General features: G+C 59.4%; 24 protein-coding genes. 12 read left to right on the forward strand and 12 right to left on the reverse strand.

The features are described from left to right. Positions 1-14 precede the first annotated feature (14 nt). The 3 genes from AK2_RS00310 (at position 15) to AK2_RS00320 (ending at position 942) form a co-directional block, all read left to right on the forward strand. A complete protein-coding gene (locus tag AK2_RS00310) occupies positions 15-266 on the forward strand; it encodes a DUF1450 domain-containing protein (RefSeq protein ID WP_067930024.1) in 252 nt (83 codons plus the stop codon). 187 nt (positions 267-453) lie between these two features. After that, on the forward strand, positions 454-681 hold the full coding sequence (locus AK2_RS00315; RefSeq protein ID WP_067930026.1) for a DUF1659 domain-containing protein: 228 nt from the start codon (positions 454-456) through the stop codon (positions 679-681). A gap of 39 nt (positions 682-720) precedes the next feature. After that, complete coding sequence (locus AK2_RS00320) at positions 721-942, forward strand: DUF2922 domain-containing protein (protein WP_157076158.1); 222 nt, start codon at positions 721-723, stop codon at positions 940-942. Positions 943-1020: 78 nt separating this feature from the next. Here AK2_RS00320 and AK2_RS00325 read toward each other — a convergent pair whose 3' ends face one another. Then, complete coding sequence (locus AK2_RS00325; RefSeq protein WP_067930028.1) at positions 1021-1764, reverse strand: helix-turn-helix transcriptional regulator; 744 nt, start codon at positions 1762-1764, stop codon at positions 1021-1023. A gap of 134 nt (positions 1765-1898) precedes the next feature. Between AK2_RS00325 and AK2_RS00330 the strand changes: the two genes are divergently transcribed. Both AK2_RS00330 and AK2_RS00335 read left to right on the forward strand, forming a co-directional pair. Beyond that, entirely contained in the window at positions 1899-3380 is a 1482-nt protein-coding gene (locus AK2_RS00330) for an MFS transporter (protein WP_369406107.1), read from the forward strand. Positions 3381-3525: 145 nt separating this feature from the next. Beyond that, positions 3526-4650: a molybdopterin-dependent oxidoreductase gene (locus tag AK2_RS00335; RefSeq protein WP_067930031.1), complete on the forward strand. Its 1125-nt coding sequence runs from the start codon at positions 3526-3528 to the stop codon at positions 4648-4650. Positions 4651-4735: 85 nt separating this feature from the next. Here the strand turns inward: AK2_RS00335 and AK2_RS00340 are convergent, their stop codons facing one another. Both AK2_RS00340 and AK2_RS00345 read right to left on the reverse strand, forming a co-directional pair. Then, positions 4736-6157, reverse strand: coding sequence for an amino acid permease (locus tag AK2_RS00340; protein WP_067930033.1), 1422 nt, complete (start codon positions 6155-6157; stop codon positions 4736-4738). A 241-nt stretch (positions 6158-6398) separates the two neighbouring features. Continuing rightward, positions 6399-7979 carry a sigma-54 interaction domain-containing protein gene (locus tag AK2_RS00345; protein ID WP_067930035.1) on the reverse strand — a complete coding sequence of 527 codons (1581 nt, stop codon included), beginning with the start codon at positions 7977-7979 and terminating at the stop codon, positions 6399-6401. 433 nt (positions 7980-8412) lie between these two features. Between AK2_RS00345 and pruA the strand changes: the two genes are divergently transcribed. The 4 genes from pruA to rocF all read left to right on the forward strand — a co-directional run bounded on the left by pruA (position 8413) and on the right by rocF (position 13500). Beyond that, entirely contained in the window at positions 8413-9963 is a 1551-nt protein-coding gene (gene pruA / locus AK2_RS00350) for an L-glutamate gamma-semialdehyde dehydrogenase (RefSeq protein ID WP_067930039.1), read from the forward strand. 77 nt (positions 9964-10040) lie between these two features. Next, a complete protein-coding gene (locus AK2_RS00355) occupies positions 10041-11252 on the forward strand; it encodes an ornithine--oxo-acid transaminase (RefSeq protein ID WP_067930041.1) in 1212 nt (403 codons plus the stop codon). After that, entirely contained in the window at positions 11249-12520 is a 1272-nt protein-coding gene (locus tag AK2_RS00360; RefSeq protein WP_067930043.1) for a Glu/Leu/Phe/Val family dehydrogenase, read from the forward strand. The genes AK2_RS00355 and AK2_RS00360 overlap by 4 nt, the downstream gene beginning before the upstream one ends. An 83-nt stretch (positions 12521-12603) precedes the next feature. After that, a complete protein-coding gene (gene rocF / locus AK2_RS00365; protein WP_067930044.1) occupies positions 12604-13500 on the forward strand; it encodes an arginase in 897 nt (298 codons plus the stop codon). A gap of 187 nt (positions 13501-13687) precedes the next feature. On the opposite strand, the gene murQ is transcribed toward rocF, so the two are convergent. The 8 genes from murQ to AK2_RS00400 all read right to left on the reverse strand — a co-directional run bounded on the left by murQ (position 13688) and on the right by AK2_RS00400 (position 21587). Beyond that, positions 13688-14593 carry an N-acetylmuramic acid 6-phosphate etherase gene (gene murQ, locus AK2_RS00370; RefSeq protein WP_067930046.1) on the reverse strand — a complete coding sequence of 302 codons (906 nt, stop codon included), beginning with the start codon at positions 14591-14593 and terminating at the stop codon, positions 13688-13690. A gap of 117 nt (positions 14594-14710) precedes the next feature. Beyond that, a complete protein-coding gene (locus AK2_RS17585; RefSeq protein ID WP_157076159.1) occupies positions 14711-14872 on the reverse strand; it encodes an ACT domain-containing protein in 162 nt (53 codons plus the stop codon). 61 nt (positions 14873-14933) lie between these two features. Next, positions 14934-16580, reverse strand: coding sequence for a CocE/NonD family hydrolase (locus AK2_RS00375; protein WP_067930048.1), 1647 nt, complete (start codon positions 16578-16580; stop codon positions 14934-14936). Positions 16581-16584: 4 nt separating this feature from the next. Then, a complete protein-coding gene (locus AK2_RS00380) occupies positions 16585-17844 on the reverse strand; it encodes a C40 family peptidase (protein ID WP_169794702.1) in 1260 nt (419 codons plus the stop codon). Beyond that, positions 17837-18355, reverse strand: coding sequence for an enolase-like domain-containing protein (locus AK2_RS00385; protein WP_067930051.1), 519 nt, complete (start codon positions 18353-18355; stop codon positions 17837-17839). Before AK2_RS00385 ends, AK2_RS00380 begins: the two co-directional genes overlap by 8 nt. 52 nt (positions 18356-18407) lie before the next feature. Continuing rightward, positions 18408-19730, reverse strand: a complete 1323-nt coding sequence (locus tag AK2_RS00390; RefSeq protein WP_067930052.1) for an ABC transporter substrate-binding protein — start codon at positions 19728-19730, stop codon at positions 18408-18410. 96 nt (positions 19731-19826) lie between these two features. After that, the gene (locus AK2_RS00395; RefSeq protein ID WP_067930053.1) at positions 19827-20648 is read right to left on the reverse strand and encodes a carbohydrate ABC transporter permease; all 822 of its coding nucleotides are present in this window, start codon (positions 20646-20648) and stop codon (positions 19827-19829) included. Positions 20649-20669: 21 nt separating this feature from the next. Then, positions 20670-21587, reverse strand: a complete 918-nt coding sequence (locus AK2_RS00400) for a carbohydrate ABC transporter permease (RefSeq protein WP_067930054.1) — start codon at positions 21585-21587, stop codon at positions 20670-20672. A gap of 287 nt (positions 21588-21874) precedes the next feature. Between AK2_RS00400 and AK2_RS00405 the strand changes: the two genes are divergently transcribed. Both AK2_RS00405 and AK2_RS00410 read left to right on the forward strand, forming a co-directional pair. Further along, the gene (locus tag AK2_RS00405; RefSeq protein ID WP_067930056.1) at positions 21875-23029 is read left to right on the forward strand and encodes an exo-beta-N-acetylmuramidase NamZ family protein; all 1155 of its coding nucleotides are present in this window, start codon (positions 21875-21877) and stop codon (positions 23027-23029) included. A gap of 67 nt (positions 23030-23096) precedes the next feature. Further along, positions 23097-24152, forward strand: coding sequence for a serine hydrolase domain-containing protein (locus AK2_RS00410; protein WP_067930062.1), 1056 nt, complete (start codon positions 23097-23099; stop codon positions 24150-24152). 74 nt (positions 24153-24226) lie between these two features. On the opposite strand, the gene AK2_RS00415 is transcribed toward AK2_RS00410, so the two are convergent. Beyond that, a complete protein-coding gene (locus AK2_RS00415) occupies positions 24227-25234 on the reverse strand; it encodes a BadF/BadG/BcrA/BcrD ATPase family protein (RefSeq protein ID WP_067930064.1) in 1008 nt (335 codons plus the stop codon). Between the two features lie 166 nt (positions 25235-25400). On the opposite strand from AK2_RS00415, the gene AK2_RS00420 reads away from it, so the two are divergent. Then, a complete protein-coding gene (locus tag AK2_RS00420; protein ID WP_067930066.1) occupies positions 25401-26255 on the forward strand; it encodes a MurR/RpiR family transcriptional regulator in 855 nt (284 codons plus the stop codon). Positions 26256-26337: the final 82 nt, after the last annotated feature.

Consider the following 26337-nt stretch of genomic DNA (forward strand, 5'->3'; position numbering starts at 1 on the left):
CGGGAATCGCGACCGTGGAAAATCGCAACAGCCAACCCGTCGTCGAAGTCTGCAGTGAAAACCTCGACCTGGGGTCTGGTGCCGCCTTGACACGCCTGAAGGCCGCCGGCCTGAACCTGCAGGTCCACTACCTCGCCTGCACGGAACAGTGTGAGCTGTGCTCCCGCCGCCCGTTTCTCTGGCTGGACGACGAATTGGTGGCGGGCCGGGACGCGGCCGACCTCTGGCTGCAATTGACCCGCCGCCTCCCCCCGCTGCGCGGGTGAAGCTCCATCCCCCACGCCCCGCAGGGACGCTGGGGCCACTGGAGGCGGTGGGATCGCTTCCTGTGTGTGCCGCAGGAACAGTGAGACGGCTCCCGCTTGCCCCACCGCAGAGCCTGTCCCCCCGCAGGCGGCCATCGCTGCATTTCCCAAAGTGCGCGACGCTTCGCGCGGAAGGGAGGGGCCAACGATGGCCAACGTGAACCCACTCTCCACCCGGCTGCAGATTCAAGTGCAGACCGGGACGATGGCGGACGGATCGCCCAAGATTGGCACCTACAGCTTCGCCAACGTGTCGCCCCAGGCGTCGGATGACGACGTACTGGCGGTGGGCCAGGCACTGGGCGCATTGTTCGCCGAGCCGTTGCTGCAGGTGGTGCGGGTGAACCAGGACGCGCTCTCCAGCGCCACGGCTTGACCGGCAGCGCATGGAAGCGAGCGAGGGGGGTGAAGTTTCGTGGACAAGAAGGTCGTTTTGCAGCTCATGTTTCGCACCGACCAGGACAAGACGGTGCGGATTTCCATCCGCAACCCGAAGCAGCCGGTCGATGCGACGGCGGTGACCAACGCCCTGGACCAGGTTGTCCAGCACAGCGCCGCCTTCGCCTTCAGCCAGGGCAAGATTGTCGCCAAGGCGGGCGCCAACCTGATTGAGACGGACACCACCGCGGTGGTCTGACACACCGCCGTGGGCGAACCCGGCACGCTAGCTTGCAGCCGCCCCCGCCCGACTTGGCCGGGGGCGATGGCTGCCGCATCAGGTGGATGGAGGCACCGCGCGATACTGAGACCTCCTTGCGTCAAATGCGGCGACCCATTTTTCCCAGAAGGTTTGCAGGTCGAAACCGCCCGGCCGCTGGAAACGTGTCTCGGTCAGCCGGACGGTTTCAATACGTGATATGCGATACGCATGAATCCCTTTGACCGTGGAATCAACCGCAGGTCCCACCATGAACCAGATGCCGGCTTTGCATACAAGTCCATACGGCTGGACGGTCAATTGCACGGTGTCGCCGTGTGCCGGGTGATAGATGATCTCCACTTGTCGTTCGGTCCAAACGGCTTGCTGCACGACCCTCACAAACTCTGTTTGTCGGGAGTCTCTGGACCACGCCACCGAATCGAGATATATTCTCCCCTGTATCCACTTGGCTTCCGCCTGCTTGTGCTCTGGCAATGCGTGCAATAACTTTATGAAGGCCGTCTGCAGCGCCTGGTCAATGCCAAGCTCCTGCAACGAGCCTTTCGAAAGACTGGTGAACAGCGCCTGGACTTCCGCTGTCGTCAAGCCGTCAATTTGGGTTTGGAATGATTCGGACAATGTGAATCCGCCACCGACACCGGGGGCAGAAAATATTGGCACGCCCATGCCACTCAGGGCGTCAATATCCCGGTAAATGGTCCGTTCCGATACTTCAAACCGGCGCGCCATCTCCCTTGCTGTCAATCTGCCTTCAGTCCGCAAGCTCATGATGATGCCCAGGAGTCTATCCGCCCTCATTCACATTCTCCCCATTCCGAATCGTGCCTGATCCTATTTTCAATTCCTGACACAGGATGTCAACGATTGCGTGCTACATTGATGCATATCATCTTCAAGTCTCTTTACCTCCGGGAGGGCTGCGATTGAAGGCGGTGTGGGGGCGTCTGGGGCCGCACAAGGCGGTACGGATGCTACAGATTGCAGCGTTGCTGCGCAATATCTGTCAAGGAATAGCTGTTGTTGACGTCAGTCTCTACCTGAAATCCCTTGGCTGGAACGGGGCCGCCATCGGCGGTTTGCTGGCGCTATCCGGAATCGTGCGCAGCCTGTTCACGGTATTTGCCGGCGAAATCAATCAGCGGCTCGGCCCCAAGCGCTTCGTGATGTTGTTTGAAGTGATTGCCGCAGCGGCAGCACTGATGATGACGTTGTCAGCGAATCCTATCGTTATCTGCCTCGCTGTCAGCACTGCTGGATTCGGACGCGGACACAGTGGCTCGGGAGGGCCCATAACCCCGATTGAACGTGGTTGGTTGGGCGCCTATGCGTTGCGCCGTGACAAGTCATTCGCCAACTATGTTTTTGGCATCCATGCCGCGTTAGGCTATCTGGGGATGGGCGTCGGCTCGGCCGCCGCCGCATTTCCGTCGCTTTGCCAGGGTATATTGCCGGGCGCCTTGGCGTACCGTCCACTGTTCGCATTGATGTCCGGCTTGGCGTTGGCATGCACATTGGTCATCGCGAATGCTCCCGGCGGTAGTCGAAAACCTTCCCGACAGGCAGCACGGACCTCACCAGATGGCCACGAACAGTCTGTTCGGAATCACCAAACCGATACCCAGGCTGTCTGGGCTGCGCTCTGCTTCATCATGCTGATGACTGCGCTGGTGACCGTCACTACGGCGGAGTGGAACCACTGGTTTCCGAATGCCGCCAGGATACGCCCGTTGGTCCCATTGACAGTTGTGATTGTGATTTTTTGCGCGAAGTTGGTGGTAGATAAAATACGGCACTCGAAACACGAGGCCCGACGGCGCGTGGCACACGCTTCGGTCACACTTGCGCAGACATCGGCACCAGGGAGAACGCAGGCTCTGGCGCAGCTGGCCAATGTCATGAACGGAGCAGCCGTCGCGCTGGCCAGCACGATGACCTCCTACTGGTTTTCAGTCCGGTTTGACGCCCCTGAAGCACTCATCGGACTGGTGGTATCCGCATCGTACATCGCCACCGGGATGGTGGCGATGGCCACTGTGCGCCTGGCGGATCGTTTTGGCCCGGTTCAAGTGATGGTGTACATGCAATTGTGCGGCATCTTGTTTGTGCTGGCTTTGCCTTGGGCGCCATGGTTCTGGTTGGCGGCCGTTTTGAACATCGGCTGCATGGCTTTGAACCTTGGCAGCCGCGGCAGCCGTTCGGCCATCGCGGCCGCAGGCACGCGCGGCCAGCGTTCCTGGCAGCGGAAAGTCAGCATGATGATTGTCCTGAGTCTGACGACAGGCGCCTGGCCGAGCGCTTTTGGTCGGATGCTGGAGGAAGGCGAGTATGTGCTGCCGTTTTGCGTTGCCGCTTCAGCCCAACTCTTCTCGACGCTGTGGTTCCGTGCTGTCTATCGACGCACGCCAAATTCGTAGGGTTCCCCCTCCCCCGGCAGGACGGCGTCTTCGGCCCCGGCACGGGGGCCGCCCGTTTGTTATCATGTGCTTGTGCTGAGTTTTTGCATTTTTCGAGCCTCAACCCCGATTGGCCAAGCGCCACGCGCAGAGGAGGGGGGCAGATATGGGTAAACGTTGGTTCAAACATGGAAAATGGCCGCGGTGGATGGTGTGGCTGCATTCGTACACTATCATTTCCTTTGTCCTGTTGATGCTGACCGGTGTGGCCCTGTATGCACCCGGTGTGCACAGCATGCTTATCCCTTATCTAAGGATACTCTACTATGTTCACATTGGGCTCGGCATTGTCTTCGGCATAACGCTGCTGGTACCGCTGTTGGTACGCCTGCCCATCCGGAAACTCATTCGCCGTTTGGATTGGCTGTTCCCGCTCGTGTTCGGTGCCATGGTTGTAGCCACAGGGGTCCTCCTCTGGCTGGTGGCCGTGTTTCCAACGACATGGCGCAGTCGGGCTTTCACCTGGCATGGATGGCTGTCCTACGCACTGTCCGCATGGCTGATCATCCATGCCGTCTACAAAGCGTTTGCTTATCAGCCGAAAAAGGAGGGGATAAACGCCCAGGTCAACCCCACCCGGAGAATGTTCTTGCGCTGGTTGGGCACCGGAATCGCCGGCGCCGCCGTCTTGACCGTGATTGATCCGGTGGGGACACTCAAGCGCTCGTTCGCCTCCCTGGGCACAGAGCAGAAAAACGACGGCAACGCGGCTGACTTTGGCGCCTATTACACGGTGACAAACGGATACCCCACTCTGGACCTTGCCCGCTACCGCCTGACCGTGAACGGTTTGGTGGCCAATCCGGTGACACTCAAATGGAGCGATGTCATGAGCCTGGCTGCCCAGCAGGAAAAGACAGACTTCCACTGTGTGACAGGTTGGAGCGTGGCGAACGTGCGCTGGCATGGCATATCCATGCAAACTCTCGTGGACTTGGTGAAGCCGTCGCGGCAAGCAAAGTATGTGCACTTTTACTCGTTTGACGGGGTGTATACAGAGTCGCTCTCCTTGCCGGAAGCGCTGGATCCGACCGTTCTTTTGGCCTACAGGCTGAACGGCCAGCCCCTGCGTCAAGAGCAAGGATTCCCGTTGCGCCTGGTCGTTCCCAAGATGTACGGATATAAATCCATCAAATGGGTCAATCGGATAGAATTCGCCGACAAACCTCTGGTCGGTTATTGGGAGGCGCGGGGATACCCAAACGAGGCCTACGTGGGCCGCGGCATTTAGGCCAGCCCCATCGGCGGATGAGGCTGGTCACCGCCTTTTTGTCCCTTACGCCAACTTCCCTTACGCCAACTGTCACTGCAGGTGTTCAAGCGGCTCCGCCTGGACGCGCGGAACCGATACCCCCGCGCGACATGCGCGGCCGATAAAACAGGTAGTAGCAGACCATGATGACGACCATAATCGGCACACCCGCGTAAATCGCGATGCGTTGGTCCGGGATGAAGATGAGGCTGACGGCAATCGCCAGGTTCAGCACCACCCCGGCGATGGGCAGCCACGGATAGAACGGCGTGCGGTACGCGAGGTCACGCACGTCTCCGCCCTGGCGCACGTACTGCCGGCGAAACCCGATTTGCGCCATGCAGATAATCGCCCAGTCCACCACCGCCACCAGACCGATGCCCGAGACAATCCACAAATACAGCGTGTTCGGAGAAACCTGATACAGCCAAAGCGAGAGCGTGCCAATCAGCAGAGTGACCAACACCGACCAAACCGGCACCTTCGCCCGGCTGAGGTTGGTCAAAAAGCGCGGCGCCATCCCGTCCAACGCCATCGACCAGAGCAGACGCGAGGACGCGTATGTCCAGGATGATCCGGCCGACAACGCGGACGTGATGACGATGATGTCCATGACCAGGCGCGCGTACGGAATGCCCGCCACCTGGAAGATAGTCGCAAACGGGCTGTCGTTGACGCCTGCCTTCTGCCACGGGATGATTCCCACCAGGACAATCATCGACGCCACATAAAACAAGAGGGTGCGCACGCTCGTGCTGCGGATGGCGCGCGGCACCGATTTCGCCGGGTCTTTGCTCTCCCCCGCGGCGATGCCGATAAGCTCCGTGCCACTGTAGGCAAAACACACCGGCACCAGCGCCATCGCCACCGCTCCCAGGCCGTGTGGAAACAATCCGCCTTGGCCCACGTAGTTCTTGGCCCCTATCGGCGCATGCCCGGTCAGGCCGAAGATGGCGCCCAGTCCTACAATGCAAGCCGCCACAATGCCAATCACCTTCACACTGGCAAACCAAAACTCCGACTCCCCATACACCCCGACGGCGGTCACGTTCAGCGCCAGGTAGATGACCGCAAACAGCGCGTACCAGGCCCACAACGGCACACCCGGCAGGTAGTGGTGGATGATGATGGTGGCCGCTATCCACTCGCCGCCGATGGTGAACGCCCCGTTCAGCCAGTACAGCCAGGCGCTCAGAAACCCCACAGAGGGGCCGATGAACTCCTGCGCGTACGTCTTGAACGATCCGGCCACCGGCATGGCGGTGGCCAACTCCCCGAGGCACATCATGACGATGGATACAATGATGCCGCCGATGACGTACGCCAGGACCGCGCCCCCGGGCCCCGCCTGGTTGACCGTGTAGCCGGAACTGAGAAACAGGCCCGTGCCAATGACGCCGCCAATCGAGATCATGAACATGTGACGGCCCTGCATGCCGCGTCGCAGCTGCGATTCCTTTTCGACGATGTTCTCCAGTTGCTGCACAAGTATCCTCCTTCAGAATCTTAGGTAGCGCTTTCACAGGCCGCCACGGCGGTAAGGTGATTCTACACGATTTTCTTTAGCAAATCTTGTGCCAAAACTTGCATGCCGTGGACCGGCGCGAAATCTGCAGGTCCGCACTGAATTTGCCTGCAAATTCCCTTTGCATCTGCAAAACTCGCTGGCACCGCGCTCCATCGCCAGGCTCGCGCAAAGCCATTCTCCGCGCTTCTGCCCATCCCCCTCATCCCCGATACCGCTCCGGCGCGATGCCCAGCTTGCGCAGCCAATACTGCAGATTCTGGCGGCTGAGCCCCAACTCCCGCGCGGTGGCGGATACGTTCCCCTGGTTGCGGGCCAGCGCCTGCTCAAACACCTGGCGCTGAGCCGCCTCCAACCGCGCCTTCAAGGAACTCGCCGCACCCGCGGACCCAGACCGCGCCTTTGCCGCCTGCATCCCCCCGGCACTGGACTCGTTCGCCGCCCCGACCGGCGAGGCAGGTTGGACCGCGGGCCCCACAAGCGGGGCGGGATGGACGCCGGACCCTACAGGCGGGACAGAACCGGCCGCCGGGTACGGATGGGGCGCTCGATGCCTACCGCCATCCTGGGTTGCGCTCTCCAGGCGCCGGCGCATGGGAAAAGGCAGGTGCGCAAACCCAATCACGCGCTCCTCTTGCACCAGGTTCATCGCGCCCTCGATGGTGTGCTCCAGCTCACGCACGTTCCCGGGCCAGGTGTAGTGGAGAAACGCCTGCATCAGGCTGGCCTCCAAACGCTCGACGCGCAGACCAAACCGTTCATTGTACTTGGCGATGAACGTGTCCACCAGGCGCGGAATGTCCTCCACGCGCTCGCGTAGCGGCGGGAGAAACAAGGTCACCACGCTCAGGCGATAATACAGGTCGTTGCGCAGGTGGCCCGCGCGAATAGCGTCGAGCGGGTCTTCATTGATGGCCGCGAGGATGCGCACATCAATCGGCCTGTCCTGCAGCTCCCCCACACGGCGGACGGTCCGCTCCTGCAGCACACGCAACAACTTCGCCTGCAGCTGCGGGCTGAGCGAGTTCAACTCATCGAGCAAGAGCGTGCCCCCGTCCGCCTGTTCCAGCAGCCCCGGACGGTTGATGGCCCCCGTGAACGCGCCGCGCGCCGTCCCGAACAAGAGGCCTTCCATCAGCGATTCGGGCAGGGCCGCGCAGTTCTGGGAGACAAACGGCCCCTTGGCCCGCCGGCTGGCGGCGTGCAGGCTCTGCGCAAACAGCTCCTTGCCGGTGCCGGTCTCGCCCACAATCAACACCGACGAATCGGTCCGCGCCGCGCGCCGCGCCTGCTCCAGCACGTCCGCCATGGCGCGGCTGGTCCCGACAATGCTGTCGAACGTGTAGCGCACCCCCGATTTAGCCATGATGTGCTTTTGCAGGCGCTCAACCCGGGTGACATCGCGAGCAATCTCGACCGCCCCCAACACCCGGTCCTCAGCAAGAATGGGGTACGTATGGTTAACCGTGGTGATGGCCACCCCGCGGTTGTTGAAATACGTCTGTTTCACACTTTCGCTGGCGCGGCGGAGGCGGATGGCCTGAAGCAGGGTGCTGCCCGACGCATCCGGGAAGGTGAACACGTCCTCAATGCTGCGGCCGAGCACATCCTGGGGCCGCATCGCTTCAATGTCGGCCATTTTCTGGTTGTAATAGACCGTCACCCCGTCCGCGTCGACCACGTGCACCCCTTCCTCAAGCGCGTCCAGCACCGCCTCCAGCAGCTGCAGGCGCTGCTTTGCGGCGCCGTCGTCTCCTGCGCCCAATGGGCCATGGCCCGGCATGTTGGCTGCCCCCTTCGACATGTTCCCATTTAGGATTTCCGACTCCGACCTCCACAGACCGCACCGACGTCTGCGCTGGCGCCGCGACCCATCAGGTGACCGCCGGCGCCCCAGGCCGGGGCACTCCCGGCCGGATAGATCCGACCACCTGACCCAGGCCGACGGGGCCCGACACCGTTCCCGTCATCGGATGACGCGACCGGGTCCGCCATCCATCGACTCCAATCGCCAGAGTAACGGGTACGGGCGGATCGTGCAAATGCGTTTTGCACCCCGTCTCCCGCCGTGGCTGCAGGAATTCCGGGCCAAACCCCGAATTTCAAGGTTGGCACGCTTCTTGCTTGAGATCTGGAGTGAAATGTGCGGTGGAAGTAGGAGGACCCGCCCGCGGGACTCCACCTCCCCTCACGGCATCGGGAAGGAGGATGCATTCATGATCCCATATCGCCCAGAACCATTGACCGACTTCTCCGTCGCCTCCAATCGGGAGGCGTTCGACGAGGCGCTCGCCCGCGTAAGCCAGGAGTTGGGCCGGACCTATCCGCTCCTCATTGGGGGCGAGGCCATCGACACGGGCCGCTACCTCGAATCGCACAACCCGTCCGCGAAAAGCGAGTTGATTGGCCGCGTGGCCAAAGCCGGCAAAGAACAGATTGAAGCGGCCATCCGCGCGGCGGAAACGGCGTTCTCCACTTGGTCGGAGATGCCAGCGTTCGAGCGGGCCGGCGTCTTGTTCAAGACGGCGGCCATCCTCCGGCGGCGCAAGCACGAGTTTTCCGCCTGGATGCTTCTGGAGGCCGGGAAGAGCCGCGCGGAAGCGGACGCCGACACGGCTGAGGCCATCGACTTTCTGGAATACTACGGCCGACAAATGCTGGATTTGACACGACGCGGGGACGACCTTTTGACGCCGCTTGCCGGCGAAGACAACCACATGGAGTACATCCCGCTCGGGGTTGGCGCCATCATCCCGCCCTGGAACTTCCCGCTGGCGATTGTCACCGGCATGACGGTGTCGGCTGTGGTGGCCGGCAATACCGTGCTGCTCAAACCGGCCAGCCAGACGCCTGTCATCGCCTACAAGCTGGTGGAAGCCCTGACGGAAGCCGGCCTCCCGCAGGGCGTCGTCAACTTCGTCCCGGGCGATCCGGAGGAGATCGGCGACTTTCTGGTCGAGCACAGGGATATCCGCTTCATTTCCTTCACAGGATCCAAGGATGTGGGGCTGCGGATGAACGAGCTGGCCGCCAAGCGCATCCCCGGACAGCGCTGGATCAAACGGTTTGTCGCGGAGATGGGCGGAAAGGACGCGATTGTCGTGGACGCGGACGCGGACCTTGAGAACGCCGCGCGCACCATCGTCAACTCGGCGTTCGGCTTCTCCGGGCAGAAGTGCTCCGCCTGCTCGCGCGTCATCGCCCACGAAGCGATTTACGACGCCCTGGTGGACAGAGTTGCGGCCCTGACGCGGGAACTGTCGGTCGGCGACGTGCGCGACGCCGGGCACTTCACCGGACCGGTGATTGACCAGAAGGCGTTTGACAAAGTCACCCGTTACATCGAAATTGGTAAGCAGGAAGGGCGCCTGGTCGTCGGGGGCGAAGCCTCGGCGGACAAAGGGTACTTCGTGCAACCCACAGTGTTTGCCGATGTGGCGGCCGACGCGCGCATCATGCAGGAGGAGATCTTTGGCCCGGTGGTGGCGTTCACCAGGGTCGCCAGCTTTGCGGAGGCCATCCGGGTGGCCAACCAGACCGAATTTGGCCTCACGGGGTCCGTCTTTACCAAGAGCCGCGAGCACATCGCGCTGGCGCGCCGCCAGTTCCACGTGGGCAACCTGTACTTCAACCGCAAGTGTACCGGCGCCATCGTGGGCGCGCACCCGTTCGGCGGGTTCAACATGTCTGGCACCGACTCGAAGGCGGGCGGACCCGACTACTTGCTCCTGTTCACTCAGCCGAAGGTCAGCTCCGAACTGCTGTGAGCAAGGGAAGGGCGCGGCGCGCGGACGCGTGCCGCGGCCCGTGCACATCAGCCGCCCGCCAGAAAGGATGAATCGATATGACCGAATCATTGCATACCTCCAACGCGTTGCGCCTGGAGGAGGAATACGGCGCGAAAAACTACCACCCGCTGCCGGTGGTGCTGGTCAAAGGCGAAGGCGTGTGGGTGTGGGACGAGGAAGGCAACCGTTACCTCGACATGCTCAGCGCTTACTCGGCGTTAAACCAGGGCCACCGCCACCCGAAGGTCATCCAGGCGCTCAAAGACCAGGCGGATGCCATCACGCTGACCTCGCGGGCGTTTTGCAACGACAAACTGGGGCTGTTTTATGAACGGCTGGCCAAATTGACCCATAAGCACATGGTGCTGCCGATGAACACCGGCGCCGAAGCGGTGGAAACGGCCATCAAGGCGGTGCGCCGGTGGGCGTATGACGTCAAGGGCGTGCCGGAAGACAAGGCGGAGATCATCGTCTGCAGCGGCAACTTTCACGGACGCACCACCACCATCATCTCGTTCTCCTCGGACGCCGAGTACCAGCGCGGGTTCGGCCCGCTAACCCCTGGCTTCCGCATCATCCCGTACGGGGACATCGAAGCGCTGAAGGCGGCCATCACCCCGAACACGGCGGCGTTTCTGGTTGAGCCCATCCAGGGCGAGGCAGGCATCATCATCCCGCCCGAAGGGTACCTGCGCCAGGCGTTTGAACTGTGCCGGAAGGAGAACGTGCTGTTTGTCGCGGATGAGATCCAGACCGGGCTGGGCCGCACCGGGAAATTGTTCGCCTGCGACTGGGAGGGCGTCATCCCGGACGTGTACATCATCGGCAAGGCGCTGGGCGGTGGGGTTTTCCCGGTGTCAGCCGTGGCCGCGGACAAGGACATCCTCGGCGTGTTTGAACCGGGATCGCATGGATCGACATTCGGCGGCAACCCGCTCGGCGCGGCGGTGGCCCTGGCGGCGCTGGACGTGATTGAAGAGGAAGGCCTGGCGGAACGCTCGCGCAGGTTGGGTGAGTCGTTCCTGGCGCGCCTGAAAACCATCCGTAACCCGGCCATCAAGGAGATCCGCGGGCGCGGTTTGTTCATCGGCGTGGAACTGCACACGAAGGCGCGTCCGTATTGCGAACGATTGAAGGATGAAGGGCTGCTCTGCAAGGAGACGCACGAGAACACCATCCGCTTCGCGCCTCCGCTCATCATTGAAGAGCAGGACTTGGATTGGGCGTTTGAACGGATTGCCCGCGTGCTCGGCGAGGTGTCCAAATGAACCCACAATCTCTCATGCAGCAGGCCAACCGCGAGCTGGACGTGCTGCAATCCGCCCAGCAGGTGATTCGCGAGGCGTTGCAACAACTCGGGTACGGCCCCGAATACTACGAGCTGCTCAAAGAGCCGATGCGCATGCTGACCGTGCGCTTTCCCGTGCATATGGACGACGGCAGCGTGCGCGTCTTCACCGCCTACCGGGCCCAGCACAATGATGCCATCGGCCCGACCAAGGGCGGGGTGCGCTTCCACCCGGACGTGACCGAGGCGGAGATCAAGGCGCTGTCGCTGTGGATGACGATTAAGTGTGGCATCAACGGGCTTCCGTACGGCGGCGGCAAGGGCGGCGTGGTATGCGATCCGCGCGAGATGTCGTTCTCCGAGCTGGAACGCCTGAGCCGCGCCTACGTGCGGGCCATCAGCCAGATTGTGGGGCCGACCAAGGACATCCCGGCGCCCGACGTGTTCACCAATTCCCAGATCATGGCCTGGATGATGGACGAGTATAGCCGCCTGCGCGAGTTCGACTCGCCCGGCTTTATCACCGGCAAGCCGCGGGTGCTGGGCGGATCGGAAGGACGGGAAACGGCCACGGCGCGCGGCGTTGTCATCTGCATTGAGGAGGCGGCCAAGCGGCGCGGTCTCAGCCTCGCGGACGCGCGCATCATCATTCAGGGCTTTGGCAACGCAGGCAGCTACCTGGCCAAGTTCCTGTACGACTTGGGTGCGCGCGTGGTCGGGATCTCCGACGCCTACGGGGCGCTGTACGAGGAAAAGGGGCTGCCCATTCCCGACCTGCTGGAGCAACGCGACTCGTTCGGGACGGTCACGACGCGCTACCATGACACCATCACAAACAAGGAGCTGCTCGAAAAGCCGTGCGACATCCTGGTCCCGGCCGCAATTGAAAACCAAATCACCGCCGCCAACGCCGAGCGGGTGCAGGCGTCGATTGTCGTGGAAGCGGCCAACGGCCCGACCACCCTGGAGGCCACCCGCATCCTGAGCGAGCGCGGCGTGTTGCTGGTGCCCGACGTCTTGGCCAACTCGGGCGGGGTGACAGTCTCCTATTTCGAATGGGTGCAGAATAACCAGGGATACTACTGGACGAAAGAGGAAGTTGAGCAGCGGCTGGTCCAGGCGATGCGCCAGTCGTTCGACAAAGTGTACACGACGGCCCAGCGGCACGACGTCGACATGCGTCTGGCGGCATACATGACCGGCATTGAACGCACGGCGACCGCCCTGCGCCTGCGCGGCTGGCTGTAGGGCATACGCGCGGCCGGCACGGCGGGCGCCGCACGAACGTGCGGGCCCCCACCGGATCGCGGAACGTACGGGAGGTTCAAGGCATGAAGGAGATTCACATCATCGGCGTGCCGTCCGACTACGGGCAGGGCCGGCGCGGCGTGGACATGGGCCCGAGCGCCATCCGCTATGCGGGGTTGAAGGAAAAGCTGGAGCGGCTTGGATACACCGTCAAAGACCTCGGGGACGTGCCAGTCCCCACCCCGGAGACGCGGCGCATTGAACACGAGAAGTTGAAGTACCTGTCCGAAGTGATCTCGGTGTGTGAGGCGCTGGCCGACAAGGTGCGCGAGGTGGTGGCGGCGGACCGCACACCGGTGGTGCTGGGAGGCGACCACAGCATCGCCATCGGCAGCCTCGCCGGTCTCGCCACGGCCGGGAAGAACTTTGGCCTTATTTGGTTCGACGCCCACGGCGACATGAACACGCACGAGACCACTCCGTCCGGCAACATCCACGGCATGCCGTTGGCCGCGAGTCTGGGCCTTGGGCACGAATCGTTGACGCGGCTCGCGGGCGTGAGCCCGAAGGTCAAGGCGGACCGGGTGGTGCTGGTGGGAGCGCGGTCGATTGACGGCGACGAAGCCAACCTGATTCGCCAAGCCGGCATCCATGTGTTCACGATGGCGGAAATTGACCGCATGGGCATGGACGCCGTGATGCAAAAGGCGATTGAAATCGCCAGCGACGGCACGGACGGCATCCACCTCAGCCTCGACCTGGACGGGCTCGATCCAATGTTCGCCCCGGGTGTGGGCACTCCGGTGAACGGCGGCGTGACCTACCGGGAGGGCCACCTGGCGATGGAACTGCTGGCGGCCTCGGGTAAGCTGCTGTCGGTGGACGTGGTGGAGGTCAACCCGATTCTCGACCACCGCAACCAGACCGGCCGCATGGCCGTGGAACTGGTGGAGTCCCTGTTTGGCAAGCGGGTGTTGTGACGCATCGTCCGCGCGGCGTAGGCTGCGTCAGCCGGCGAATCGGCCGTCTGCAACGCCTGGAATGTCCACGGGCAGACGGCCCTCGGCCGGCGCACCGAACAAGGCGGCAATGCCGGCCCGCACCATCTAGGGTGCGTATTCGTACAAAGCCAATTCCTGCACTTGCTGCCTGGTCATGAGTCCACCCTTACTCGCGCCTCTCGAGAACTTGGCGCAGGCGGCCCTGGGCAGCCGCCAACAAATCCTCCGCCTGCTCCCTGGGCACATGTTTCTCGTGCATCACAATCGCGGCCTTCACACTGCCTCCGGCGTCAGCCAAAAGCTTGGCGGCGTCCACGTACTCCAGCCCGGTAGCCAGCATGATAATACGCTTAGAGCGTTCCACCAGCTTTTCGTTGGTCGCCCGCAAGTCCACCATCAGGTTCTGATAAACCTTTCCCAGGCGCACCATCGTCGCTGTGCTGAGCATATTGAGAACCATCTTCTGCGCAGTGCCGGCCTTCAGCCGAGTGGACCCCATCAACACCTCCGGCCCCGTGACGACCTCAATCGCCACTTCGGCATGCTGGCTGGCGATGGCGTTCGGATTGCAGCACAGCGAAATGCGTCCCGCGCCCACGCGCTTGGCGTATTGAAGACCTCCGATGACATACGGGGTGCGGCCGCTCGCGGCAATCCCGACGAGTACATCCTGGTTGGTTAGCGGCAACGATTGAAGGTCTCGTTCCGCCCATTCCGGGTGGTCCTCCGATTCCTCGACGGCTTCAAACATGGCCTGTCGCCCCCCGGCCATGACCGCCTGTACCAGCCCCCGGGGAGTGTTGAAGGTCGGCGGACATTCCGCTGCGTCCAACACAGCCAAACGACCGCTGGTGCCGGCGCCGAGATAGATAAGGCGGCCGCCGCCCTGCATCCGTTCCACAATCAAGTCCACCGCCCGCGCAATCTGCGGCAGCGCCCGCTCCACAGCCTGCGGTACTTGTTTATCCGCTTCATTCATCAGGCGCAGAACGCCCAGTGTGGAATGCTCATCCAGGTCTCTGTACCGTTCGTTCGCCTGCTCCGTTTGCAGCCGCGTCCAAATCGTGTCCATGCTCCCCACTCCCGTATGCCCCACCTGCTCTCTACAAGACTGCGGTGGCCAGTCATCTAGACTAAGGATGATTTCGTCATCTTCGTCGGTTGCCCCAAAGTGTAGGGGTAGAAGAAACTACGGACAGCAAGCAAAAAACTCATCGTGCAACACCTGGATGGCAGTTCCCAGTTGATCCCCAGGAATCAGACACGATATCTGGATCTCCGAAGTGATGACCATGAATATGACAATACCTGCATCACTCAGCGCGCGAAACATCCCGTTACTGCTCCCCACGCTTCCAGGTTGTCTCCTACAGTAAACACGATGCTGTCGCTCCCTTTCCCGTTAACAAACCCTACCGCTTGATCACGGGCAAAATCACGGCGGACGGCCGCAGGGCGTCGTGATACACCGTTTGCTCGGCGCATTCGAGCCGCTCGGAGAGACCAAGCGCGTCCTCCGTATTGGGATTCCTGTCATACTTGGGGAACGCACTGGACGTGACGTGTACTCGAATCCGATGGCCGGGCAGAAACACATGGCTGGTGTTCCAGCAGTCGATGGCCAGCCTCATCACCTCGCCAGGTTGCGTGAACACGGCCTTGTCCATCCCGTGACGATACCGCACGCGCACCATCCCGTCACATAGGCGCTGCACATAACCGTTCGGCCACACGTCGTGCAACTGCGCCATAAAATCCGTGTCCGGCGCACTGGTTGCCGCATACAACTCCACGCAAACCGGCCCGGTGACTTCCAGCTCTTCATGGACCGGATCGCTCGTATAAACCAGCACATCCTCTCGTAGATGCACCTCGCGATAGTCGTCCGGGCCGCCGATCTGTTCCGACGTGGGTTGAGTGAGAAACGGCACCGGATTGAGCGGATTGTACTTATATCTATCCGCCGGCTCCTCCACACTCGGTTTCCGTGTCGACAGGGTTCCGTCTCCGATCGATCCGTTTGCACTCCCCCGGCTGTGGAAATACCAGGGGACGTACGCGGTGTCAGGTGGCGGCCAGGCAGAAGCGTCGCGCCACTCATTCTTGCCCATGAGAAAATAGCGCACAGGCGGCTCACGGTCGACGCCGTTGTCGATGCCCTTCAACCAGCGGTCAAAAAACCGCAGTTCCAAGCCGGACAAGTCAATGACCGCCTCTGGCCCAAAGTCCACATCCCCGATTCGGGTCGATTCATTCACCTGATGCGGCCAGGGCCCCATGACAAGCCGCTGCGCGGCCCGCGCCCGCGCGCTCGGCGCGTGCGTCGTCATGCCCACAAAGTTGCGCAGCGTCCCCACCTGTTCGTCGTCGTACCAGCCTGAGACGTGCAACACAGGCAGGTCGATCTCGCCAAAACGCTGTTGGTAAGAAATTTCCTGCCACCATGCATCCAAAGTGGGATGCGTGAACTCTTCGCGCCACTGGGGAATTACCCGCCCAGCAGCCTCGTCCATCGTGTAGAGCGGAAGGTGCCAGTAGATGTTCTCCCAGTCGAGCGCGTGCGTGTTCTGCACCGTCCGCCCGCTGACCAGGAACAGCCAACACAGGTGGGAGGGGACAGGCGTCCCGGTGGGCCATTCGACAAACGCGTCCGACGGCGAAACCAGGGTAACCATGGCCTGGAGGTGCGGAGGGTGTTCCAAGGCGCAGAGCCACTGGCTCTTGGCCAAGTAGGACCCGCCGAGCGTCCCCACCCGTCCACTCGCGTACGGCTGGGCAGCCGCCCATTCGACCGTATCGTACCCGTCCCTGCCCTCGTTGCGGTACGGTGTGAACACGCCTTCACTGTCGCCCCTGCCCCGCACGTCCACGTTGAGCACCGCATAACCGTGGCTGGCGAAGAAACGCGCCTGTTGAATCAGAGCGTGCGACTGGCGACCGTAAGGTGTGCGTACGACAATCGTCGGCATTCCATCCTCAGTGGCAGCGGGCAGAAACAGATCCGCGGCCAGTTGCACACCATCCCGCATGGGAATCGAAATCCCCCATCGTTCCGCCATCTTCTCACCCCTCCCACAGTCGTTCGGCGAACGGATCGAGCGCTCCCGTAAGGGATTCCAGAAAGGTCATTCCGGTTCTGGTTTCAATCTCTAGCGGCGACACCATGACAGCCTCGACGGACACATACCGTGCCCTGCCGCCCACCCGGTCCACGTAGCCGGCGAAATCGTGAATCACGTAGTGCTTGCCGCCCTCCGAACCCAGGTACATCATGACGTGTCCCGGCATGAACAACAGGTCCCCCGCCGACAGCCCGGCCAGGATGTCCACCCTCGCCGGGGTGGACACGTGTTGTGGAAACACGATCCGATTGGGCAGGGCGACTTCCTGCATGGCGGCGTCGCGCGGCAGCTGGACGCCCACGGTGCGATACACGTCCATGACGAAGCTGGAACAGTCGTGCATGCCAAAGGCGCCGCCCCAACCATAACGCTCGCCGAGCAGTCGAAAGGCCACACGTACGATGCTCTCGCGTGTGAACGGAAGGTATCCGACCTGGGTCCTGCCGTTATCACGAATCGACGCCATCATCGGGGTGAGTGTCCCTGCCTCGCTCCGGCACGGCCAGGCCACATGGATACTGCCAAACTCCCTTTCCGCGTCCCACAGCGGTAAAACCGCCGCGAACTCCACCGCCTTGTTGGAGACAGCAGGATGATATGCATCAGGCTGCGTAGCCACCCCGGTGTCCGCCACCACGAAAACGTGTTGCGGGTGAGCCCAGCGTTCAAACTCCGCCTGGGTCATATCGGCGACATCGCGATCCCGTACCCACCCGGCATAGGTGCGCGATATCACATAGCGCCACTCTCGGTCCCGGCTGAGTCCAAAACTCAGCAGCGGTTCAAAAGTGTGCAGTGTGGTATCCTGAAACTGGTCATCCACACGGTCCTCCGGCGTCCGAAACGCCTTTGCAGCCGTTGGAAAGCGACGAAGATCCGTCTGCCGGACCGCGACCCCAGGTATGCAAGCCAAGACGGACGCTAAGGCGTTGTCCTCCACTTCGGCCCAGAATCTATCGCCCAGAGGCTCGCCGGTCTCGTCAAACAGCGTCCTTGCATCTCGTCGGACCGGTGGAATGGGCCGGTCAAGCGCCGGTGCAGCGAGCACCGCCGTCAGGTCAGTCAATCCCTCGCTGAAGCAAGCCAGGGCTTGGTTGCATGCGTCGCGGTCGCCGCTGCAGTGGCTGTCCGAGGGAAGACGGTCAAGCCAGTATTCAGGACAGAGGTGTTCATCGCGGACACCCCGGATGCATTCAGCCACCATGGACTCCCTCCGCGTTAGAAATCGATACACCGAGGCCTAAACCCTCGGGAAGTTTTATCACCGGTCCATCGTAGTCAATTCCACCTGTGATGAGTGATTTTTTCACGAAGTCGGTCTCAGGTGAGTGGCCTGCATTGCCGAGCCGCTTAGCCAGCGGTAGGCCCAATTGCTTCGCGTAGAGATCATGGAGCGCTATATCCACCGCCGCCTTGGCAGATGAATTATGCACAATAGCCTGTTGCACCTCGGCTCGCGCTGCCGCTTCGTCGGACAGGTCGAGCCTCTTGAGACGAGGCAGGATGAAATCCTCAATGACTGAACAGATGGAAGCCGTGGTTTCGCCCGTGATGGCCGGCGTCGGCGAAGCGGAACCCAGGCCGACGAGCCCTGTATCCGTTCGCAAGACTACCCGAATATCCGATATGGTGTCAGCCTGGCGAACTGCTGTCCGAAATGTGGTACTCAAGGACAAACGGACCACTTCCACGGAGGCACTAGCAAGTTTCACTATTTGCTCCCACCATTCATTTGTTCTACATGGCGATATGTTTATAAGGTCGTTATCTAAAGTACCAAGATACAGTTTTCTGAATCTCCTGGGCGGCATGCTTTGGCGTCATCTGGTGAGTGAGCAAGGGTAGAAGAACCTTTTGTTCCGCGGAGAAAATCCCGTTCGTATCATTCACACTTTTATTTCCCTTCTTAGAGTTGATTGGTGTAGGAGGCGGAGTGTCCATTGGACTGCGAATTCCAAACACTGGGCTGATGGACCTTGTCTGATACCATTGATAAGCTTGAACGGATAGTGGATACTTAGGAGAAATGGTAACCCCCTTGATTGGCGAGATTTCTCCAGCAATATCTGAGAAGTCCTGTCCAAAAGCTGTTGTGGCTACATACTTGATTACTTCTTCCGCCGCTTTCTCCACCTGTGGGTTTTTGATATCATTGTTCATTGAGATGTTGCCATCCACGTACCAATCAATTCGAGACTGTTGACTAGGTTTCTCGGGTGGAATTAAAAAGGCGCCGATGTGCAAATTCTTGTTGTCTTGTTCAATGGTCGGAATATCGAAGATCCCGTCCATCACCATCGCGGATTTCCCGAGTGCAAAATTCGTTTCCTGCTCATTCCCGGCTGATCCTACAGCCTTAAAGTTTGGCTCAAAGTAGGCAGACAACTGCTGGTAATGAGCCAAAGCATCCACGAAAGCGGGATTTGTATAATTGACCTTTTTGTCAACCAACTGCTGCGTAAACTTGTTTCCGAGGAACGTTGCCCCGATCTCGTCAAAGTTCAAAGCCAACATCCATCCCTGAATCCCCATGGCCTCTAGCGGGGTAACCCCGTGCCGTTTTAACACTTTGCAGATGTTGATAAAATCGGCCCATGTCTTCGGAGGCTGTAAATCGTACTTCTTGAAAATATCCGTGTTATAGAAAACTTCCATCGTTTGAATTGCAAAAGGTACACCGTATGTTTTCCCTTTGTATTGAGCCGCTTCTAATGCAGATTGATTGGTGATATTTGAGAAATTCACAATCTTGTCCAGAGGTTTCAGCATGTTGGCCGCTGCGTATTGCTCTGTACCTTCTCCCGCGCGCTGATACATGATGTCAGGACCTTGCCCACCATCCATCGCCGTTTGCAACACAGAGTCGTAGTTCGTCGCTTGGATGGAGCGAAACTGAATTTTGATATTGTCCCCTTTCTTGTTCAACGCGTCCTGAACCTTCTGCCATAATGGAGCATCTTGGGAACGCCACGACCAAACAGTCACTGTTGTCGATCCAGAAGACCCCGTCGTTCCGCAAGCAGATAATAACCCACCGCTCATGCCCACTACAGCGAGGACGCACAATACCTTTTCCATTCCTTTCATCACATTATCCCTCCCATATATCCTCTCTAAGACTGGGCCTCTGTAGCCAAAATCAACGTCTGACCCTGGGCATCACTCCTTTGAGAGATCAGAGTGCTAAAGTTTCACAGCGCCGGCTGTCATGTTGCGAATGAATTGACGCGATGCGAAGATAAAGACGAAGAGCGTCGGCAGCATCACTATGACCAGTGACGGCAAGAGCAAATTCCATTGGGTCGCGTACTGACCGATAAACGAAAGGACCCCAACCGCAACGGTCATATGGTCGGGATTGGATAATAAAACAAGTGGAAAAAACAGGCCATTCCAGGCCGAAACAAAATTGAGTAGCGCCACCGTCGTCAATGACGGACGAATAAGCGGGAGAATGATCCTATAAAATACATGGAAATAACCAGCCCCATCAATCAATGCCGAGTCTTCTATATCTTTCGGAACTGATCGAATGAAATTGACAAGCAGGAAGACACTAAATGACATCCCGCTCGCTGAATACACGAGGATGACGGAAATAAGATTATCGAGCAGATTGAGTTGACGCATTAAAATGAACAGCGGAACCGCAATCATCTGAATCGGAAGCGCCAGTCCAGCTAAGAACCCCAAGTAAATCAATTGATTTCCGATAAATTGAAACCTGGCTATGGCGTATGCCGCCATAGAAGAGAACAAGATTATGACGGCCACAGAGACAACCGAAACAATCGCCGTGTTAATCAGAAATCTGCCGAGTCTTCCGTCGGACCAAGCCGTAGCATAATTCGACCAGTATATTTTTTCTGGTAGGCTGAACGGGTGTCCAACGATTCCGGGTAGGTCTTTGAAGGACAGGGATACCAAATCGAGCAGTGGCAGCACTATCACAAGGGCACATAGAATGAGCAGCAAGTAGGAGATGACAGGTCGCTTCGCCTGCATAGTTGCACTCCTTTCACCTCTCTAAAAAAGATCCGCGGAAGCACGCTTCTGCAACAGTACAAGAATGGCAGAAACAGCCATGACAATGACAAATCCGAGAACAGCCAGTGCCGTGGCCAGACCGACACCTTGTGCGGTTGTACCGAATCCCCCGAAAGCTGTGCGGTAGAAGAGTGTCCCGATTACATCTGTTGCATAATTTGGTCCTGCTTGTGTGCCTTCCATTATGTAGATGTAATCAAAAGCCCCGAAAGCCCCGACAAAATTTAATGTCGTGATCGTCAAGAAGGTGGGCTTGATGATGGGGAAGATCACAGACACGAATGTTCTAAACTGACTTGCCCCATCCGCCTTTGCTGCCTCAATCACTTCATTGGGAACACCTATTAAGGCCGCTACAAAAATGAGAATCGGCAGCCCCATGCCCGCCCATGCGGTGATGACGGCGATGGTTGGCAGCGCCCAGACTTCGCTTCCTAAAAACGGAATATTTAATTTATACAAATGGAGATCTTGCAAGATTGTCGGGATCGCACCATCATTGGGCTCTAAGTACATCGCCCACAGATAAGCAACTACCACTGGAGGAACGACCATCGGTACAAAGTAGATGACCTGAAACCAGCGTGAAATAGACTCTCGAACACGTACCAGCAAATATGCCAGACCCAGTCCAAAGACTGTAGTCAACGCCATTGACAATATAAAGAAGTAGAAATTATGCCATACAGCGCGCCAAAATTGCCCAGCAAACGCATGGGAAAATAAGATATATGAGAAATTTTTAAATCCGACAAAATCAGTAAGCGGACCGACGCCGTCGTAGTTGTAAAGACTGTAGCGGATGCTTGAAACGAACGGATAGACAATGAAGGATGCGTAAAGGAGTACGGCAGGTGCAAGAAAGGTTATGACGACTAGACGAGTTCGACGCTGCAAATCCTATCCCCCCTAAATTTCATATGTTGTGACTCTTCTCGTGTATCTTGAATCCAAACAACGCAATACCACGTTTGTAAAAGAGGCACTGCTACAAACACTCACTGCGAACAGCCTCGCACTCGTGCATGAACCTTACTCGGCACCTCTTTTGAAATTAAATTTCATTGTATGGACTCATATTTATAAACATATTATCATATAGTCAATTCGATTCGTCAATTCAAAGTATCAGATCAATGTTATAATTTCTGATATGGAATTGTCGATCACATTGGAGGATAATCATGGACGCATCCTTTGGAGTCGAAGTCCTTATGTCCAAGCGAATTGATCTCCTTCGCGGCAAGCAAATCGGAATTGTCTCCAACTACGCCACCACCGACAGGCATTTCCGTCCGACGATCAACCTGCTCATCGAAGCGACGGAATGGCGAGTGACAACCTTGTTGGCCCCCGAGCACGGCCTCGTGGGCTGCGCGAAGGAGGGAGAGTTCGTTGAATCCCAAACTGATGCTCACAGCGGTCTCACAGCCTACAGTCTCTATGGGAAACACCAAAGGCCGACCCGAGAGATGCTGACGAACGTGGACGTTCTCGTGATCGACCTGGTGGATATCGGGGTGCGTTACTACACGAACATCGGCATCGCTGTCAATTGCCTGGAGGCCTGCGCGGAGCTGGGTCTTCCAGTGGTCGTGCTGGATAGACCCAACCCTCTTAACGGAGTGACGCGGGAGGGAAACATTTTATCGGCGCCGTTTGTTTCCCTGGTCGGGAGAGTGGCCATTCCCAATCGCCACGGGCTCACGCTGGGTGAGATACTGCATTACTGCAACCACCAGTTGAGGAAGCCGTGCAACTTGACCATTGTCCGCGCCGAAGGATGGGACAGAGATGTGCTACTGCCCGACACCAACCTCCCTTTCATTTGCTCATCCCCGAACACCACATGCTTTGACATGGCGCTTTTGTATGCCGGCACGTGCCTCGCTGAAGGCACCAATCTCAGCGAGGGCCGCGGTACCACGCACCCGTTTGAAATCATTGGGGCGCCCTATGCCGACGCCCATCGGGTTGCTGAAGTGTTTGCCCAAGCGAATCTGCCTGGTGTCGTCGCCCAGCCAGTCTCCTTTGTGCCGACGTACCAGAAGTACACTGGAGAACTGTGTCAAGGCGTACGGTTGCACGTGACAGACCCGAACACCATACAACCGGTAAAGACAGGGCTGCTGCTGATAGAGACATTTGCCAAGCTCTATCCAGATGCATTCCGGTTTGTTGAACCTCAGAGTGAAAAGGGATGCTTCTTCGACCTGCTGGCCGGAACAGATAGCTTGCGAAAGATGGTTCTGGAGGAGCGAAGCTTGGACTATTTCTCCGAATCGGCTCAAGACCTGGAGACATTCAACAAGAATATCGTGCAGTTCTATCTCTACTAGAGACTGAGTCGATAGAGCGCGTCTCCCGGCATTGTGTCAACCGCATGTGACAGGCAGGTGAGGTGAAGTGTATGTCCGCAGGGACAGGCTCACAGCTCTCGGCAGCCGTTTGCAGCAGGAAGTGGATTCATTTCGGATTCCTGGGGCAGTCGTTGCCCTGGGGAATCGGCAAGAGATCGTTTATTTCGAGACATTCGGATACGCAGAAAACCGCAACGGCGCCGTCCGGAAGATGTCGCCAGATACCCTGTTTGACCTCGCTTCTCTGACCAAGGTTGTAGCCACGCTGCCGTCGTTGCTCATGCTGATGGACGACGGGCGCCTGCGTCTCTCAGACAAGGTGGTGGATTTTATCCCCGAGTTTCCTGACCACGAAGTCTGTGTCCTGCACCTGCTCACCCATACCTCGGGATTGCCCGCGTCTCGTCCCTACCATCGAATCTGCAAGACTCCAGATGACATCTGGCATCGGGTTCGGACAGAAACCCTGGAGTACCAACCGGGCACTCGCGTCGTATACAGCGATGTCGGATTCATGCTGCTGGCCCAGATCATCCAAGTTGTGAGCGGTCAACCGATAGACGAATACGCCCGCCAGCACGTCTTCCAACCGTTGAGGATGAATCGAACGACGTACTGTCCATCACGCGAGTTGCAAAACCTGTGTGCTGCAACCGAAGCGAGTCATAACGGACCGGCCAAAGTCGGCATAGTGCATGACGAGAACGCCGAGGCCATGGGCGGAATTTCTGGCCACGCTGGCCTGTTTGCCCCCATGACGGACCTCATCCGCTACGTCCAGATGTGGACGTCCCTCCAGTACGCCCTGCTGTCATCCGTAGTGCGTCGTGTGGCCGTCCGCTGTCACACCGCAGACCTGGACGGCCGCCGCGGCTTGGGTTGGGTGTGCCGAGGAGACAGATACGATCACATGGGCGATACGTGGCCGCAAACAGCCGTTGGGCACACCGGCTTTACCGGTACCAGCCTCGCGTTCGACCCGGAAACCGGCCTATGGATGATACTGCTGACCAATGACGTCCATTACGGAAGGGAGAACCGGACCATCGTGAGGCTGAGAAGCTTGTTGCACAACATAGCGGGCAGCGCCATTGTGCCTTGACGCACGCAACAGGGTGAAGGGTTGGCGGCCAATAGGCGTCGCCGTCCCTTTGTTCCCTGCCCAATGACGACCGTTCAGACGTCTCTCTGTTGGGCCGTAAGCGCCAATCGTCGCGCGATGTCAGCCTGACCCCTCACGGCGGCGTCGGAACCCTCGCTTGCCGCCTGCCATAGACGAATGGCCCGCAGAATCGAGCCCGCAGCCGGCGCACGCCGCAAGACGGAGCACACGACCCCTCCAGGCAACAATCGGACAAGCCGCTCCCGAAGGACATCGCTTCGCGTGAACAGGCTGCCAGCGAGCACCACGTTCCTCGGTGTATCCGGGGGCAGCTTTTGCCACACCGCTTCAATCAAGTGCTGATGGTCCACCACAGCGGTGTCCGTGATAGCCTGGGCGACCGGATCGGCATGAACGTGGGCAGCCTCAAGCACGACCCGAGCAAAGGCTGCCACCGCGGCCACTGGCTGGGTGGATTCGTAAACACGCGAAATCAGGTCCGAGGCCTCGCGTACATGGAACCACCGTTGAGCCATGTCCCACAAGATGGTCTTGGGCCCCCGCTCTTCGAAGGCCTGAATGGCAGCCATCAGGCCCTTTCGGCCTATGTCGAAGCCACTGCCTTCGTCGCCTATCAGGCTGCCAAAACCGCCTGCGCGCACGACGGTCCCGTCCGCCGTCTCTCCGAGCGCGATTGACCCTGTCCCAGCAATCAAGACCGTGCCGGGTTGGCCTTCGGTACCCGCAGCGAGCGCAGCCAAACCATCGTTCACAACCTCCAGCTTGGCTGGCTCAAGTTGCTCCTGCATGGCTGCGCGAATACGCTCCGCCTGCTGGGGTCTATCGACGCCTGCCAAGGCAAAGGAAACGGCATCCGGCTTCACCTTGGCCGGGTAATGCTCGCCGACCTGGCACAGCGTGGCGTCAACAAGCCGGCTCAACTCAGACAAGCTGCGGTCAAGGCCGACTCCCTGCGGGTTGCACCCTGCGCCGACGGCCGTCGCCACAACAGATGTGTGGGTGTCCACGGCCATGACCTCGGTTTTGCTGCCACCGCCGTCCACCCCGACGAATATGGCCATTCCGGGTTCACCCCCAAGCCGGATCGGTTTTATTTTGACACTTCGGCAAAATACCGCTACACTCATAGTAACTCGTTTCATAATTTATGGGCAATCCTTTGAAATAAAAGTTCAGTGATGAACTCAGCGGAAAAGCGTCGCGTTGTCTGCGGGAGGCAGTCATCCTATGTACATTCCCGGTGGAGGGCTCGTTCGCCTGAGGGAATCGCTCAGCTCCCTGGCTGAATCGGAAGCACGTATCGCAGAATACATCCTTTCCCATCCCTCCGAGTTTCTGCACCTGACCGTGCAGGAACTGGCGCAGCGCAGCGGTGGGAGCACAGCGGCGGCGGTGCGTCTTTGGAAATCATTGGGCTTCGATGGGTATCAAGACTTCAAGCTGCGGGTCGCCAGCGACCTGCAGTCGCATATGCATGAACCGTACCGTGAATTAACCATTGGCGACTCGTTTGCATCCATCGTCCAGTCGGTGCACGACAGTCATATCGCCTCCATCCAGAACACCCTGCGTCTACTCAAAGAGAATGACCTGCATGCCGCGGCGGAGGCGCTGAGGAACTCGCGCCACATCCTGTGTTTCGGCGTCGGTGCGTCCAGCATGGTAGCCGCGGACCTGGCCCAGAAACTGACACGCATCGGGCTTTGGACGCAAGCGGCGTGCGATTTTCACACGGCCGCGGTCACCGCCGCCGCGTTGCGCCCCGGCGATGTGCTCGTGGCCATCTCCGACTCGGGAAAGACCTCGGATGTGGTGGAAGTGGCACAGGCCGCTGCGAGGGCAGGGGCCCACATCATTGCCATTACGCGCTTTGGCGACACGCCGCTGAGCCAAATCGCCCATACCCGCCTGTACGTGAGCGCCGTGGAACCCAAGCCGCGAGTCGCCGCCACCGCCTCCCGCATAGCAGCCTTGGTGGTAGTGGATACGTTGTTCATCCATCTGGTCAACCAGCACCAGGATGAAGTCTATCCTGTTTTGGAAGCAACCCGCCAATCGGTGCAGTCGCACCGATTGCCCTAACTGCAAGCAAGCGCTCGGCGCGCGGCCGTGCGCTTGGCGTATGCGTCAACTTGACGACACAGGCGGATGGTACCGATGCAGG

Source organism: Alicyclobacillus kakegawensis NBRC 103104 (assembly GCF_001552655.1).
Classification (GTDB): Bacteria; Bacillota; Bacilli; order Alicyclobacillales; family Alicyclobacillaceae; genus Alicyclobacillus_G; species Alicyclobacillus_G kakegawensis.

What these genes read in the sequence shown, in the direction of transcription:
- AK2_RS00420 (WP_067930066.1), top strand. Translation starts at nt 25,401, where the DNA reads ATGTACATTCCCGGTGGAGGGCTCGTTCGCCTGAGGGAATCGCTCAGC.
- AK2_RS00355 (WP_067930041.1), top strand. Translation starts at nt 10,041, where the DNA reads ATGACCGAATCATTGCATACCTCCAACGCGTTGCGCCTGGAGGAGGAA.
- AK2_RS00415 (WP_067930064.1), bottom strand. Translation starts at nt 25,234, where the DNA reads ATGGCCATATTCGTCGGGGTGGACGGCGGTGGCAGCAAAACCGAGGTC.
- AK2_RS00375 (WP_067930048.1), bottom strand. Translation starts at nt 16,580, where the DNA reads ATGGCGGAACGATGGGGGATTTCGATTCCCATGCGGGATGGTGTGCAA.
- rocF (WP_067930044.1), top strand. Translation starts at nt 12,604, where the DNA reads ATGAAGGAGATTCACATCATCGGCGTGCCGTCCGACTACGGGCAGGGC.
- AK2_RS00345 (WP_067930035.1), bottom strand. Translation starts at nt 7,979, where the DNA reads ATGCCGGGCCATGGCCCATTGGGCGCAGGAGACGACGGCGCCGCAAAG.
- AK2_RS00395 (WP_067930053.1), bottom strand. Translation starts at nt 20,648, where the DNA reads ATGCAGGCGAAGCGACCTGTCATCTCCTACTTGCTGCTCATTCTATGT.
- AK2_RS00405 (WP_067930056.1), top strand. Translation starts at nt 21,875, where the DNA reads ATGGACGCATCCTTTGGAGTCGAAGTCCTTATGTCCAAGCGAATTGAT.
- pruA (WP_067930039.1), top strand. Translation starts at nt 8,413, where the DNA reads ATGATCCCATATCGCCCAGAACCATTGACCGACTTCTCCGTCGCCTCC.
- AK2_RS00390 (WP_067930052.1), bottom strand. Translation starts at nt 19,730, where the DNA reads ATGAAAGGAATGGAAAAGGTATTGTGCGTCCTCGCTGTAGTGGGCATG.
- murQ (WP_067930046.1), bottom strand. Translation starts at nt 14,593, where the DNA reads ATGGACACGATTTGGACGCGGCTGCAAACGGAGCAGGCGAACGAACGG.
- AK2_RS00315 (WP_067930026.1), top strand. Translation starts at nt 454, where the DNA reads ATGGCCAACGTGAACCCACTCTCCACCCGGCTGCAGATTCAAGTGCAG.
- AK2_RS00325 (WP_067930028.1), bottom strand. Translation starts at nt 1,764, where the DNA reads ATGAGGGCGGATAGACTCCTGGGCATCATCATGAGCTTGCGGACTGAA.
- AK2_RS00360 (WP_067930043.1), top strand. Translation starts at nt 11,249, where the DNA reads ATGAACCCACAATCTCTCATGCAGCAGGCCAACCGCGAGCTGGACGTG.
- AK2_RS00335 (WP_067930031.1), top strand. Translation starts at nt 3,526, where the DNA reads ATGGGTAAACGTTGGTTCAAACATGGAAAATGGCCGCGGTGGATGGTG.